Raw genomic sequence first — 14,088 nt, forward strand, 5'->3', positions numbered from 1 at the left:
AGTCGTCATCAGGATAGGCCGGAACCGCAGCAGGCAGGCCTGGTAGATGGCCTCGCGCGGCGTGTGTCCCTCCTCGCGCTGCGCCTCCAGCGCGAAGTCGATCATCATGATCGCGTTCTTCTTGACGATGCCGATCAGCAGCACGATGCCGATGATGGCGATGATGTCCAGGTCCAGCCCCGCCAGCAGCAGGGCCAGCAGCGCGCCCACGCCGGCCGAGGGCAGCGTGGACAGGATGGTCACCGGGTGGATGGTGCTCTCATAGAGCACGCCCAGCACGATGTACATGGTGATCACGGCCGCCAGCACCAGCAGCAGCGTGTTGGACAGCGAGGCCTGGAAGGCCAGGGCCGCGCCCTGGAAGGCGGCGTCCACCGACAGCGGCATATGGCCCTCGGTGCGCAGCTGTGCCATCAGGTCCTGCACGGCCTTGACCGCATGGCCCAGCGACACGCCGGGCGCGGTGTTGAACGAGATGGTGGCGGCGGGCAGCTGGCCCACATGGTTCACGGCCAGGGCCATGGGCCGCTCGCTGACCGTGGCCACCGAGGACAGCGGCACGGGCGCGCCCGCGCTGGAGGCCACATAGATGGCCTGCAGCGACTCGGGCCCGATCTTGAACTGCGGCGCCACTTCCAGCACCACGCGGTACTGGTTGGACTGCGTGAAGATGGTGGAGATCAGCCGCTGGCCGAAGGCGTTGTACAGCGCCGTGTCGATGGCCGCGACCGTCACGCCCAGCCGGCTGGCTTGGGCCCGGTCGATCTGCACGAAGGCCTGCAGGCCCTGGTTCTGCAGGTCGCTGCCCACGTCCACCAGCTCGGGCAGGTCGTGCATGCGCTCGACCAGGGCCTGGGTGCTGGTGGTCAGCTGCGCCATGTCGGGCGAGGACATCAGCAGCTGGTACTGGGTGCGCGCCACGCGGTCCTCGATGGTCAGGTCCTGCACGGGCTGGGCGTACAGGCGTATGCCCGGGATCTGCAGAGCATCGTCGGACAGGCGGCGCAGCACGGCGGGCACGCCATCGCGCTGGCCATGGGGCTTGAGGTCGATCAGCAGCCGGCCCGTGTTCAGCGTGGTGTTGCTGCCATCGACGCCGATGAAGGACGAGATGCTCTGCACGGCCGGGTCCTTGAGCAGCAGCTCGGCCAGGGCCTGCTGGCGCTCGGCCATGGCGGCAAAGGAGATGGACTGGTCGGCCTCGGTCGTGGCCTGGATGGTGCCCGTGTCCTGGTCGGGGAAGAAGCCCTTGGGCACGGCAAAGTACAGCAGCACGGTCACGGCCAGCGTGGCCAGGAAGACGATCCAGGTCAGGCCCCGGCGGTCCAGCACCCAGGTGAGGATGCGGCCGTAGCCGGCAATGGTGCGGTCGAAGAAACGGCCCGTGGCGTGGTACAGGCGGCCATGCCGCTCTTCCTCGGCCCCTTCGGGCTGGTGGCGCAGCAGCCGTGCGCACAGCATGGGCGTGAGCGTCAGCGAGACCACGGCCGAGATCAGGATGGCCACCGCCATGGTGATGGCGAACTCGTGGAACAGCCGCCCCACCACGTCGCCCATGAACAGCAGCGGGATCAGCACGGCGATCAGCGAAATCGTCAGCGAGATGATGGTGAAGCCGATCTGCTTGGCGCCCTTGAGCGCGGCCTGCATGGGCGGCTCGCCCTTTTCCACGAAGCGCGCGATGTTCTCGATCATCACGATGGCATCGTCCACCACGAAGCCGGTGGAGATCGTCAGCGCCATCAGCGTGAGGTTGTTGATCGAAAAGCCAGCCAGGTACATCACGCCGAAGGTGCCGATCAGCGACAGCGGCACGGCAAAGCTCGGGATCAGCGTGGCCGAGGCGCTGCGCAGGAAGACGAAGATCACCGCCACCACTAGGGCGATGGCCAGCATCAGCTCCAGCTGCATGTCGTTGACCGAGGCGCGGATGGTCACCGTGCGGTCGGTCAGCACCTGCACGTCCAGCGAGGCCGGCAGCGTCTCCTTGAGCTGGGGCAGCAGCGCCTTGATGCGGTCCACCGTCTCGATCACGTTGGCGCCGGGCTGGCGCCGGATGTTGAGGATCACGCCTGCGCGCGAACCGCCCTCGGGCGTGCCGGCCCAGGCGGCCAGGCGCGTGTTCTCTGCATCGTCCACGGTCTGGGCGATGTCGGACAGGCGCACGGGCAGGCCGTTCTTGAAGGCGATGATGAGGTTGCGGTACTCGGCCGCCGACTGCAGCTGGTCGTTGGCATCGATGGTGGAGGCGCGCGCCGGGCCGTCGAAGCCGCCCTTGGCCTGCTTGACGTTGGCCGCGGCGATGGCGGTGCGCACATCGTCCAGCGTCATGCCCAGGCCGGCCAGCGCCGTCGGGTTGGCCTGGATGCGCACGGCAGGCCGGCGCCCACCGGCAATCGCCACCAGGCCCACGCCGTTGACCTGCGAGAGCTTGGGCGCCAGGCGGTTTTCCACCAGGTCATTGACGCGGATCACCGGCAGCGAGGGCGAGGTGATGGCCAGCGTGAGGATGGGCGCATCCGCCGGGTTGACCTTGCTGTACAGCGGGGGCATGGGCAGGTCGCTGGGCAGCAGGTTGGAGCCCGCGTTGATGGCGGCCTGCACCTGCTGCTCGGCCACGTCCATGGCCATGTCCAGCGCAAAGCGCAGCGTGATCACCGAGGCGCCGCCCGAGCTGGTGGACGACATCTGCGACAGCCCCGGCATCTGGCCGAGCTGGCGCTCCAGCGGCGCGGTGACGTTGGAGGTCATCACGTCGGGGCTGGCACCGGGGTACAGCGTGGTGACCTGGATGGTGGGGTAGTCCACCTCGGGCAGGGCCGAAATCGGCAACAGCCGGTAGGCCAGCAGGCCGGCGATCAGCACCGCCACCATCAGCAGCGAGGTGGCGACGGGTCGCAGGATGAAGATGCGGGAAAGATTCATGGGGCCGCCTGGAAGGGCTTGCAGTCTTCAGGTGCCGGGGCGCTGCTCAGCGCCCGGCCGGAGCGGGAGCCGCCGGAGCAGCAGGCGCAGAGGGCGCGGCAGGTGCCGGGCCGGGCGAAGGCTGGGGCGATCCGGGCGACGGTGCCGGCGACCGGCCTGCGGGCGCGGAGCCTTCGGCCGCCGGCGCGGTCACGTTGCCGCCGTTACCCCCATTGCGCTGCCCACCGCGCTCGGCACGCAGCTTCTGCAGGTAGGCCTTGCGCTCGTCGGGGTTCATGGTCGCCAGCTTGGCGCGCACATCGGGCGGCAGGTTGCGCATGCCGCGCGGCTGGCCGGAGGCATCCTGCACGGCCTGGTCCACCTTCTGCACCTTGTCGGGCTCGATCACCGTGACCTTGGCGCCTTCGCGCAGGCGGTCAATGCCGTCCACCACCACCTGCTCGCCAGGCTTGAGTTCGCCCTTGACGCTCACCCGGTCGCCATCGGTCACGCCCACGGCAATGCGCCGCTGCGTCACCGTGCCATCCTCCTGGACCAGATAGACGTAGTTGTTCTGCACGGCCGTGGTCGGCACGGTCAGCGCCTGCTCCAGCCGGTCCACTTCCAGCTTGACGTTGACGAACTGGTTGGCGAACAGCCGGCTCTCGGCATTGTCGAAAGCGGCCTTGGCCTTGATGGTGCCGGTGGCGATGTCGATGCTGTTGTCCACCGCATTGAGGCTGCCGCGCCCCAGTTGCTGCTTCAGGTCACGGTCCCACAGCTCCACGGGCAGCTCGCGCCCCTCGGCCAGGCGCCGCGCCAGAGTGCCCACATGGGCCTCGGGCACGGAGAACACCGCGTCGATGGGCTTGACCTGGGTGATGGTGACGATGCCGTTGGCATCCGAAGGGTTGACCACATTGCCCCGGTCGGCCTGGCGCAGGCCCAGCCGGCCCGCAATGGGCGCCGTGATGCGCGTGTAGCTCAGTTGCAGCTTGGCCGCATCGGCCTGGGCCTGGTCGGCGGCCACCGTGCCCTGGTACTGGCGCACCAGCGCAGCCTGGGTATCGACCTGCTGGCCGGCAATGGAATCCTGGGCCTGCAGCTCCTTGTAGCGCTGCAGGTCCAGCTGGGCGTTCTTGAGCAGCGCCTGGTCGCGCTGCAGCGTGCCCTGGATCTGGTTGAAGCTGGCCTGGAAGCTGCGCGGATCGATCTCGGCCAGTAGCTGGCCGGCCTTGACCTCGTCGCCTTCCTTGAAATGCAGGCGCAGCAACTCGCCCGACACCTTGGCGCGCACCACGGCCGTGGCGCGCGGGTTCATGGTGCCGATGGCGCTGATCAGCACGCGCATATCACGCCGCTCCACCACGCCCACGGACACCGGCTGCGCCTGGGCACCCATGGCGCCGGGGCCGCCAGGCCCACCCGGCCCGCCGGGGCCGCGCCGCCCGCCTCCCGCACGCCCGCCACCCGGGCCGGGCGCACCGGCCGAGGCCTGCTCGCCCTGCGCTGGCGCCCGCTTGTTCCACCACCACAGCCCACCCCCCGCCACCAGGGCCAGTGCCACCACGCCCCACATCAGGGCGGGCCGTACCCGGCCGCGCTGGCGTACGCCGTGGGCATCTGCAACAAAGGGGCTGCTTGACAGGCGTTTCATGGTCACTGCGGGAAGTCGTGGGAGGAAACCGTGGGTCCGGCCCCAGAACAGGGAACGGCGGCGGATGCGGCTATGGTAGCCAGTCCCATGCTCTCCAAAACGAGGCAGATCGCCGTTTTACGCAGGCATTACCCCCGCTTTACCCCGGCTTTACCCGCTCTGACATGGTCGTTTTCGGAACAGGTCGGGCACCCGTCGGCAGGGTCTCAGACAGGGCACGGCGCTCAAAACACTGTTGACCCAGGCACGGCCAATGCGGGGCGCATCAGCCCGAAAGTCCATTGAAAACAAGGCATTGCACCGCACCCCGGCGCGGGCCGCGCCTCGCCCCCGGTTGGACTGCCCCCCGCGCTTGTGGCTACGATGCGCGGCCGCCGGCCTGCAAGCGCAGGCCGCCATCCATCCGTCCCAGGAGAACACCATGACGACTGCCAACCCACGCCTGACCGACCACCCCGAAGAAGCCGCCGTGCGCGTGCCGCTGGAGCTGTACATGCGCGGCCATGCCGAGGACAACAGCGCCCACATGCGCGCCGCCTTCATGCCCACCGCCCGCATCGAAAGCGTGCGAGAAGGCCCGCTGACCTCCTGGGACATCGACACCTATTGCGCCCGCTTCAAGGGCCAGCCCGCCGCCGACGAGGCCACGCGCCGCCGCAGCATCGACGCCATCGACATCGGCGGCACGGCGGCCAGCGCCAAGATCACCCTGGTGCACGGTGCCATCACCTTCATCGACTACTTCGTGCTGCTCAAGACCGAGGCCGGCTGGAAGATTGCCAACAAGGCCTTCCATGCCCAGCCGCACTGACATCACCAGGGCTTGACATGGGCCAACAGGCCGTAGGTCAGCGCACCAGCCAAGGTCGGCATGGCAATGCCTCCCCGCACCAGGCGTGCGAGGCAGATGGCCAGCAGCGCCAGGGCGATCACGGCCACCCGCCCCCAGCGGACATCGCTGGCCAACAGCCCCCAGGTTGACACCACGAACAGGGCAGCGATGGCGGCGGGCCCGACACCCGCCAGCCACCTCTGCACCTTCCGGGACGCCCGTGCAGAGTGCCCTCTGCGGCGTGCCTGCCACAACGGCAACCAGCGCAGGCCAAAGGTGCCGGCACCGCACAACAGCAAGATCCAGAATGTGTACGACATGGTGATCAGCCCCTATCGGCCGTGGCCGCATGCGCCAGCGCACCGCACAGGATCGCCAGCGCCAGGGCGTGGTAGCCCGGAATGAAGCAAACCAGCACCGCAGCGACCACGGCGGCCGTGAGCACCGCACGCCACCAGCGCAGCACCCCCGCCTCCAGCAGCAGCGCAAAGAACAACGCCGGCAGAACGAAGGCCAGCCCCTCGCGGACGGCTGCCGGCCACCGATCCACCTCGCCCACCAGCGTCACCCCCATCACCGTGCCGCCCACCCAGGCCGCGTAGGCGCCAAGTTGCAAGCCCAGAAACCAGTGCTCGCGCTCGGCCTCTGGCACGCCCTGCATCTTGCTCATGGCGGTGGCAAACACTTCGTCGGTCAGGCCAAAGGCCAACCAGGGCGTGGCCAGGCGCTGCCGCGGCCCCAGCACCACCTGCAGGGCCGGGCCATACAGCACATGCCGCGCATTCATCAACAGCACCGTGGGCAAAGCGGTCCACAGCCCGGCTCCCGAAGCCAGCAACGAAATCAGCAGGAACTGGCTGGCTCCGGCATAGACCAGCACGGAAGCCAGCACCGCAATGGATGGAGCAAGACCCGCCTGAACGGCCGCCACGCCAAAGGAAAAAGCAATCGGCAGATAGCCTGTTGCCACGGAGAGGCTGGCGGTCAGGCCGGCAGCCAGCGGACGAGCGCCGCTCACGCCGCGCCTCCGAACCATTTCGCTACAGGATTGCCGACAATCGTGCCGGGCAAGCCGGCCTCATTCCCAGCCAAACACATGATCGCCTCCCTCTATGAAAGAAGATCGATCAATATAGCGTCTCAACTCCCGTCACTGCAGCCCCATTCCACCCGCCTGCGGCGCCCCGTCTACCCCACCCCGCACACCAAGGGCGTGATGCCCTCGGACCCGTCATCCTCCAGCGGCTGCGGGGGCTGGGCTGCGGCGAGCTTGCCTTCTTCCACGGTCATGCCGCGCGGCAGGGCCACGCCGTTCTTGGCGGCCAGGACCTCGGCCATGATGCTGACGGCGATTTCGGGAGGCGTCTTGCTGCCTATGTACAGGCCGATGGGGCCACGCAGGCGCGCCAGTTGCGCGTCGCCCAGGCCGAAGTGCTCGCTCAGGCGCTGCAGGCGCAGCGCGGTGTTGCGGCGCGAGCCGATGGCGCCGACGTAGAAGGCCGGGGATTCCAGGGCTTCCATGAGGGCCAGGTCGTCGAGCTTGGGGTCGTGCGTGAGGCCGATGATGCAGGTGCGCGCATCGGCGCGCATGGTGCGCACGAGGTCGTCGGGCATCTCGCGCGACAGCTGCACGCCGGCCACGCTCCAGTGGCGGCTGTATTCCTCGCGCGGGTCGCAGACGGTGACCGCAAAGCCGTTGAACAGCGCCATGGTGGCCAGGTATTCGGACAGCTGGCCTGCGCCGATGAGCAGCATGCGGTACTCGGGCCCGAAGCTGTTGGCGACCTGCTGCCCGTCATGCACCAGCGGCTCGGGCGCGTCGCTGACCTGCTGGACGACCTGGCCGGTTGCCTTGTCCACGGTGCGCCGCACCATGCGGCCTTCGTCCAGCCATTGGACGAGTTGCTGCAGCGCAGCAGCGTCGGGATTGAATTCGAGCAGCAGCTCCAGCGTGCCGCCGCAGGGCAGGCCGAAGCGGTGGGCCTCGTCGGCGCTGACGCCGTAGCGCAGCAGCCGGGGCGCGCCGTCGCGCAGGGCGTCGGCGTCCGAGGCATGGCTGTAGCGGGCGATCAGGTCGTCCTCGATGCAGCCGCCGGACACGGAGCCGACCACGGCGCCCGAGGCCCCCAGCGCCATGATGGAGCCGATGGGCCGGGGCGACGAGCCCCAGGTACGCACCACCGTGGCCAGCAGCGCGCGCTCGCCCTGAGCGCGCCATTGCGCGAGGTGGCGCAGAACATGAACATCCAGGTTTTCCATTGCAAATCTCCACGCCGGCACCTGGCTTGCCTGTGCAGCTGGGCGCCTGGCGTTTTTCGGCGGCTATTGTCTCTCTGCATCAAGAAGGGTGCAGCAGCATGTAAAAAGGGCTTGGTAGCGCAGGGCGAAGCATAGAAGCCACAACAAATCTGAGGCCAGAGACGCCGAGCAAGAGCCGCCTCGCGGCGAGGGCGTCGTCCCCCTCCCGCGAAGCGAGAGAGAGGGGGAAGCGGCGCAGCCGCTCAGGGGGAGCGCCCTAGTACCGCGAAAGCAGCCAGCCAGCCCCGAGGACGACGACGATGGCCAGCCCCCAGCACCACAGCGGGATGGCGCGGCGCGAGCGTTCCTCGGCCTCGGTGGCCGGTGCGGCATCCAGCGGCGTGGCCACGCCGGCTGCGGCGTCGTGCTCCCAGGCCTGGGCGTCCACGGTGGGCTCGATGTGGCCGGTTTCATCGGCCAGGCCGGCAGGCAGGTGGGACAGGTCGGCGGTGTCGCCTGCATCGGCAGGCGCTGCGGGCGCGCGCGGGTGGCGCTGCTGCATCAGCGTGTCGAATCGCGCGAAGAAGTCGTCGGCCATGTTGCGGGCGGCGCCGTCGATCAGCCGCTGGCCCAGCTGGGCGATCTTGCCGCCGACCTGGGCCTGCACGCTGTAGCTGAGCAGGCAGCGCGGCTGGCCTGCGGCGTCGTCGGGCTCGGGGGTGAGGGTGACGTCGGCCTCGCCCTTGCCGAAGCCGGCCACGCCGCCCTGGCCTTCAAAGGCGATGCGGTAGCGCTCGGGCGGCGTGATGTCGGACAGCGTGACCTTGCCGCTGAACTTGGCCGATACCGGCCCCACCTTGACCGCCATGCCCACGGCGTACTGGTCATCGCCCAGGGGTTCGAAGCGGTCACAGCCGGCCAGGCAGGCCTTGAGCGTTTCAGGATCGTTGAGCGCCTCCCAGGCCTGCTGCTGGCTGACGGCAAGGGAACGGCTGGCTTGCATTTCCATGGCAATTCCTTTCTGCGATGGGGGTGGCCGCAAGCGGCTCAGCGGCCTGGCGCCGCCAGCAGCCGCGCCAGGTGACCGGCCAGCTGCTGCAACGATTCCAGGTTGTGTACCGCAAGCATGGCATGGGCATGACGATGCAGCACGGCTGCCCCCTGGGCCAGTGGGGCATACCCGTCAAAGCGCAGCAGCGGGTTGAGCCACAGCAGCCGCGCGCTGTGGCGGCGCAGCCAGGCCAGTTCGCGGTCCAGCTCGGCGGCATCGCCGGTGTCCAGGCCGTCGCTGATGATGAGCACCAGGGTGCGCCGGCCCACCAGGCCTGAAACCCGGTGGCGCGCATGCAGGCGGCGCAGTTCGCCCAGGCTGCTGCCCAGGCGCGTGCCGCCGCCAAAGTCGGCAATGGCGGCGTTGGCGCGCTCGAGCATGGCGTCGGTATCGGCCTGGGCAAAGGCCGGGCCCAGGTCGCGCAGCTCGGTGCCGAAGCTGAAGACCTGGCGGCGCAGGCCCGCATGGCGCTGCGTGCTGGTGGCCGCGTGCAGGAAGGCCAGCAACAGCCGCGCATAGCGCTCCATGGAGCCCGAGACATCGACCAGGGCCAGCCAGGGCAGCGGCAGGCGCCGCCGTTCGCGCCGCAGCAGCTGCAGCATTTCGCCGCCATGGTGCGATGCCGCGCGCAGGCTGGCAGCCCAGTCGGGCACCGCGCCGCGCTGGCCGGTGCGCGTGCGGCGGCTGCGGTAGCGGGGCAAGGGAAGGGCAATGTCCCGGGCCAGGCGCTGCACCAGCAGGTATTCGCTGGCGCTGAGCTGGTTGAAGTCGGCATGGCGCAGGCGGTGGCGCTCGCTGGCCGTCATGGCGGCGTCCAGCTTCAGCTCTTCGTCGACGGCGGCCCTGCCCTCGCCTGCCTGGCGGGGCGACAGGGCTTCCTGCACGCGCGGGCGGTGGCGCGGCGCGGACGGCAGGGGCGCCTGTGGCAGCAACTGGGCCAGCAGTTGCCGGGCCACATCGGGATTGCGGAAGTAGGCGTCGAACAGTTCGCGGAACACGGCGCGGTCCTGGGCGTTGCTCACAAATACGGCCTCCAGCGCTGCGGCCATGTCCTCGCGCGCCAGGCCGACCAGGGACAGGGCCTGCTGGGCCAGCGCCATGCGCCCGCCATCCACAGGCACGCCCGCGCGGCGCAGCGCACGCGCAAAGCCGACCAGGTTGCCTGCCAGCTTGCCGCTGCGCGCATCGCCCAGCCAGCTGGTGCGCTCGCCCCGATCGGCGGCACCGGCGGCACCGGCGGCACCGGCTGCACCAGCCGTCACGGCGCGGGCTCCGGCGCCAGCAGTTGCTGCAGCCGCTCGGGCGTGAGCGCGGCCACGTCCTCGCGCTGCTTGAAGAGGATGCCGGCCGTGTCGTGCACGACTTCGGGATCGACCACCAGGGTGTCCAGCGCCACCAGTGCCTTGGCCCATTCCACGCTTTCGGCAATGCCGGGCACCCGCTGGAAGGCGTCGGCAAAGGGCTGGCTGCGCAGCCGTCCCACGAAGCTCGCCACCTGGGCGGTCAGGGCCTGCCCGGCCCCGGGCACCAGGGCGCGCACGATGGCCAGCTCGCGCTCGCGCCCGGGATAGTCCAGCCAGTGGTAGAGGCAGCGGCGCTTGACGGCGTCGTGCAGGTCGCGCGTGCGGTTGCTGGTGAGCACGGTCACGGGCGGCACGCGCGCCGCCACCGTGCCCAGCTCGGGAATGCTGACCTGGTACTCGCCCAGGTACTCGAGCAGGAAGGCCTCGAAGGGCTCGTCGGCACGGTCGATCTCGTCGATCAGCAGCACGGCGCCGGGCTCGGGCTGCTGCAGGGCCTGCAGCAGCGGGCGGCTCACCAGGTAGCGCTCCTGGTAGACCTCCTGCTCGGCGCGCTGCAGTCGGTCCTGCTGCGGTGCGGCCGCGGGCTGCGTCGAGGCCAGCTCGGCCGCACGCAGGTGCAGCAGCTGGGCCGCGTAGTTCCATTCATACAGCGCCTCGCGCTGCTCCATGCCGTCATAGCACTGCAGCCGGATCAGGCGGCGCGCCAGCACGCGTGCCAGCGCCTGGGCCAGCGCGGTCTTGCCCACGCCGGGCTCGCCCTCCAGCAGCAGCGGCCGCTGCAGCCGCAGGGCCAGGAAGACGGCCGTGGCCAGGCGCCGGTCGGCGAAATAGCCTTCGGCCTGCAGCGCGGCGACCAGGGCGTCTATGGAGGCAATGGCTTGCTCGGAAGGCATCCGCCGTGTCACCCGAGCAACTGCGATACCGCACGCTGCGTCTGCACGCTGATCAACTGCGCCCGGTAGCGCGCGCTGGCATGCAGGTCGCTGTTGAGGTCGGCATGGTCGATCAACACCTGGGCGGCTGCGTCGGGCGTGAAGCTCTGGTTGAGCGCGGCCTCCAGCCCCGCATGGCGGAACACGCTGAGCCCGGCGCCCGTGATGGCCACGCGCACGCCGCTGTCGGTCTGGGCGACGAAGACGCCCACCAGGGCGAAGCGCGAGGCGGGCTGCTTGAACTTGAGGTACGCGGCCTTCTTCGGCACGGGAAAGCGCACGGCCGTGATCAGCTCGCCGCTGCCCAGCGCCGTGGTGTACATGCCCTGGAAGAAGTCGTCGGCCGCGATCTCGCGCCGGTCGGTGACGACGGTGGCGCCCAGGCCCAGCACGGCGCTGGGGTAGCAGGCAGCGGGGTCGTTGTTGGCCAGCGAGCCGCCGATGGTGCCGCGCGCACGCACCTGGCGGTCGCCGATGCCGCCGGCCAGCTCGGCCAGGGCCGGGATGGCGGCCTGGACCTGCGGGTTGGCGGCCACGTCGGCATGGCGCGTCATGGCGCGGATTTCCACGGTCTGGCCGTTGACGGCGATGCCGGCCAGGCCCTGGACGCGGTTCAGGTCCACGATCTGTTCGGGCCGCGCCAGGCGCAGGCGCATCGATGGCAGCAGGCTCTGGCCGCCGGCCAGGTACTGGCCTCCCTGCGCGGCCAGCGCGGCGGCGTCGGCCGTGGTGCCCGGGGCTTCATAGGTGAATGCGTACATGGCGCTCTCCTCAGGAGGTGGCTGCGGCGTCGATGGCCGACCAGACACGGTGCGGGCTGGCCGGCATGTCCAGGTCCCTGACACCCAGGGGGTGCAGTGCGTCGAGCACGGCATTGATGACGGCGGGCGGCGAGCCGATGGCCCCCGCCTCGCCGCAGCCCTTGGTGCCCAGCGGGTTGTGCGTGCAGGGCGTGCAGACGGTGCCGAGCTTGAACTCGGGGAAATCGTCGGCGCGCGGCATGGCGTAGTCCATGAAGCTGCCGGTGAGCAGTTGGCCGGTCTCGCGGTCGTAGACGCAGTTTTCCAGCAGCGCCTGGCCTATGCCCTGGGCCACGCCGCCGTGCACCTGGCCCTCGACGATCATGGGATTGATGATGGTGCCGAAGTCGTCCACGGCGCTGAAGCGGTCCACGCGCACCACACCCGTGGCCGGGTCCACCTCGACCTCGCAGATGTAGGTGCCTGCTGGGAAGGTGAAGTTGGTGGGGTCGTAGAAGGCGGTTTCGTTGAGGCCGGGCTCCAGCTTGTCCAGCGGGTAGTTGTGCGGCACATAGGCGGTGAGCGCGATCTGGGCAAAGGGGATTTTCTTGTCCGTGCCGCGCACCGTGAACTCGCCGCCCGCGAAGTCGATGTCGGCGTCGCTGGCCTCCATCAGGTGGGCCGCGATCTTCTTGGCCTTGGCCTCGATCTTGTCCAGCGCCTTCATGATGGCCGCGCCGCCCACGCTGATGGAGCGCGAGCCATAGGTGCCCATGCCGAAGGGCACACGGCCCGTGTCGCCGTGGACGATGTCCACGTTTTCCACGGGTATCCCCAGGCGCGCGGCCACCACCTGGGCAAAGGTGGTCTCGTGCCCCTGGCCGTGGCTGTGCGAGCCCGTGAACACGGTGACGCTGCCCGTGGGGTGCACGCGCACCTCGCCGCATTCGAACAGGCCGGCCCGCGCGCCCAGGGCGCCCGCGATGTTGCTGGGCGCCAGGCCGCAGGCCTCGATGTAGCTGCTGTAGCCCAGGCCGCGCCTGAGGCCCCGCGCCTCGCTGTCGGCCCGGCGCGCGGCAAAGCCGGCCACGTCGGCCAGGGCCTCGGCCTTGTCCATGCAGGCGCCATAGTCGCCCACGTCGTACTGCAGGGCCACAGGCGTCTGGTAGGGGAAGCTGGTGACGAAGTTGCGCCGCCGGATCTCGGCCTGGGTCAGGTTCAGCTGCCAGGCGCAGCGGCTGACCAGGCGCTCCAGCAGGTAGGTGGCCTCGGGCCGGCCCGCGCCCCGGTAGGCATCGACGGGGGCGGTGTGGGTGAACCAGGCATCGACTTCCACATAGACCTGGGGCGTGGCGTACTGGCCGGCCAGCAAGGTGGCATAGAGGATGGTGGGCACGGCGCTGGCGAAGGTGCTCAGGTAGGCGCCCAGGTTGGCATCCGTGTGCACGCGCATGGCCAGGAACTTGCCGCTGGCGTCCATGGCCATCTCGGCATGGCTGACGTGGTCGCGGCCATGGGCATCGGTGAGGAAGGACTCGCTGCGGTCGGCTGTCCACTTGATGTTGCGGTTGAGCTTTCGCGCACCCCAGGTCAGGCAGACATCCTCGGCATACAGGAAGATCTTGGAGCCGAAGCCGCCGCCCACGTCGGGCGCGATCACGCGCACCTTGTGCTCGGGCAGGCCCATGACGAAGGCCGTCATCAGCAGCCGCTCGACGTGCGGGTTCTGGTTGGCCACGTACAGCGTGTACTCGTCATTGGCGCGGCTGTAGCTGCCGATGGCCGCGCGCGGCTCCATGGCGTTGGGAATCAGCCGGTTGTTGACCAGGTCCAGTTGGGCGATGTGGGCAGCGCCCGCAAACACGGCATCCACGGCGGCCTTGTCGCCGATGGCCCATTTGTAGCAGTGGTTGTCGGGGGCGATGTCGTGCACCACCGCGCCGGGCACGCTGCCGGCCGCGGCGTCGGCCACCAGCACCACGGCGGGCAGCGGGTCGTAGTCCACCTCCACCAGCTCGGCCGCGTCGCGTGCCTGCTCCAGCGTCTCGGCCACGACCATGGCGACCTGGTCGCCCACGTAGCGCACGGTGTCCAGCGCCAGGATGGGGTGCGGCGGCTCCTTCATGGGCTCGCCGTTGGTGCTGGTGATCAGCCAGCCGCAGGGCAGGCCGTTGATCTTGTCGGCCGCCACATCGGCGCCCGTGAGCACGCCGATGACGCCGGGCGCGGCCTTGGCCGCATCGGTGGAAACGGAGCGCACACGCGCATGCGCGTGCGGCGAGCGCACGAACACCGCATGGGCCTGGGCGGCCAGCGCGATGTCGTCGGTGTACTGGCCCGCGCCCGTGAGGAAGCGGTAGTCCTCCTTGCGCTTGACGGGCTCGCCGATGTGGGGGAGCTTGGAAAAGTCGGATGCACCCATGGCTGTCT

General features: G+C 69.7%; 11 protein-coding genes. 1 reads left to right on the forward strand and 10 read right to left on the reverse strand.

All coding sequences use genetic code 11. The features are described 5' to 3' along the window. Both INR38_RS15115 and INR38_RS15120 read right to left on the reverse strand, forming a co-directional pair. The coding region (locus tag INR38_RS15115; RefSeq protein ID WP_207475974.1) for an efflux RND transporter permease subunit at window positions 1–2,925 on the reverse strand (2,925 nt) is incomplete at its 3' end. A 46-nt stretch (window positions 2,926–2,971) separates the two neighbouring features. Next, on the reverse strand, window positions 2,972–4,561 hold the full coding sequence (locus INR38_RS15120) for an efflux RND transporter periplasmic adaptor subunit (protein WP_207475975.1): 1,590 nt from the start codon (window positions 4,559–4,561) through the stop codon (window positions 2,972–2,974). Between the two features lie 421 nt (window positions 4,562–4,982). Between INR38_RS15120 and INR38_RS15125 the strand changes: the two genes are divergently transcribed. Continuing rightward, window positions 4,983–5,372, forward strand: coding sequence for a nuclear transport factor 2 family protein (locus INR38_RS15125; RefSeq protein ID WP_013803605.1), 390 nt, complete (start codon window positions 4,983–4,985; stop codon window positions 5,370–5,372). Window positions 5,373–5,374: 2 nt separating this feature from the next. Here the strand turns inward: INR38_RS15125 and INR38_RS15130 are convergent, their stop codons facing one another. The 8 genes from INR38_RS15130 to INR38_RS15165 all read right to left on the reverse strand — a co-directional run bounded on the left by INR38_RS15130 (window position 5,375) and on the right by INR38_RS15165 (window position 14,080). Beyond that, window positions 5,375–5,713 (reverse strand): AzlD domain-containing protein, encoded by a 339-nt coding sequence (locus tag INR38_RS15130; RefSeq protein ID WP_207442052.1) that lies wholly within the window; start codon window positions 5,711–5,713, stop codon window positions 5,375–5,377. A 5-nt stretch (window positions 5,714–5,718) separates the two neighbouring features. Continuing rightward, window positions 5,719–6,411, reverse strand: coding sequence for an AzlC family ABC transporter permease (locus INR38_RS15135; RefSeq protein WP_133072818.1), 693 nt, complete (start codon window positions 6,409–6,411; stop codon window positions 5,719–5,721). 170 nt (window positions 6,412–6,581) lie between these two features. Further along, on the reverse strand, window positions 6,582–7,652 hold the full coding sequence (locus INR38_RS15140; protein ID WP_207442050.1) for an XdhC family protein: 1,071 nt from the start codon (window positions 7,650–7,652) through the stop codon (window positions 6,582–6,584). A gap of 256 nt (window positions 7,653–7,908) precedes the next feature. Further along, window positions 7,909–8,640, reverse strand: a complete 732-nt coding sequence (locus INR38_RS15145) for a carbon monoxide dehydrogenase subunit G (RefSeq protein ID WP_043824113.1) — start codon at window positions 8,638–8,640, stop codon at window positions 7,909–7,911. Window positions 8,641–8,678: 38 nt separating this feature from the next. Further along, window positions 8,679–9,944, reverse strand: a complete 1,266-nt coding sequence (locus INR38_RS15150) for a VWA domain-containing protein (RefSeq protein ID WP_207442048.1) — start codon at window positions 9,942–9,944, stop codon at window positions 8,679–8,681. Then, a complete protein-coding gene (locus INR38_RS15155; protein WP_192366939.1) occupies window positions 9,941–10,879 on the reverse strand; it encodes a MoxR family ATPase in 939 nt (312 codons plus the stop codon). Before INR38_RS15155 ends, INR38_RS15150 begins: the two co-directional genes overlap by 4 nt. Window positions 10,880–10,887: 8 nt before the next feature. Then, on the reverse strand, window positions 10,888–11,679 hold the full coding sequence (locus tag INR38_RS15160; protein WP_207442047.1) for a xanthine dehydrogenase family protein subunit M: 792 nt from the start codon (window positions 11,677–11,679) through the stop codon (window positions 10,888–10,890). Window positions 11,680–11,689: 10 nt separating this feature from the next. Next, entirely contained in the window at window positions 11,690–14,080 is a 2,391-nt protein-coding gene (locus tag INR38_RS15165; RefSeq protein WP_063326873.1) for a xanthine dehydrogenase family protein molybdopterin-binding subunit, read from the reverse strand. Window positions 14,081–14,088 lie beyond the last annotated feature (8 nt).

This window comes from Delftia sp. SD018 (assembly GCF_017355445.1).
Lineage (GTDB): Bacteria > Pseudomonadota > Gammaproteobacteria > Burkholderiales > Burkholderiaceae_C > Comamonas > Comamonas acidovorans.

What these genes read in the sequence shown, in the direction of transcription:
- INR38_RS15120 (WP_207475975.1), bottom strand. Translation starts at nt 4,561, where the DNA reads ATGAAACGCCTGTCAAGCAGCCCCTTTGTTGCAGATGCCCACGGCGTA.
- INR38_RS15125 (WP_013803605.1), top strand. Translation starts at nt 4,983, where the DNA reads ATGACGACTGCCAACCCACGCCTGACCGACCACCCCGAAGAAGCCGCC.
- INR38_RS15130 (WP_207442052.1), bottom strand. Translation starts at nt 5,713, where the DNA reads ATGTCGTACACATTCTGGATCTTGCTGTTGTGCGGTGCCGGCACCTTT.
- INR38_RS15140 (WP_207442050.1), bottom strand. Translation starts at nt 7,652, where the DNA reads ATGGAAAACCTGGATGTTCATGTTCTGCGCCACCTCGCGCAATGGCGC.
- INR38_RS15145 (WP_043824113.1), bottom strand. Translation starts at nt 8,640, where the DNA reads ATGGAAATGCAAGCCAGCCGTTCCCTTGCCGTCAGCCAGCAGCAGGCC.
- INR38_RS15155 (WP_192366939.1), bottom strand. Translation starts at nt 10,879, where the DNA reads ATGCCTTCCGAGCAAGCCATTGCCTCCATAGACGCCCTGGTCGCCGCG.
- INR38_RS15160 (WP_207442047.1), bottom strand. Translation starts at nt 11,679, where the DNA reads ATGTACGCATTCACCTATGAAGCCCCGGGCACCACGGCCGACGCCGCC.
- INR38_RS15165 (WP_063326873.1), bottom strand. Translation starts at nt 14,080, where the DNA reads ATGGGTGCATCCGACTTTTCCAAGCTCCCCCACATCGGCGAGCCCGTC.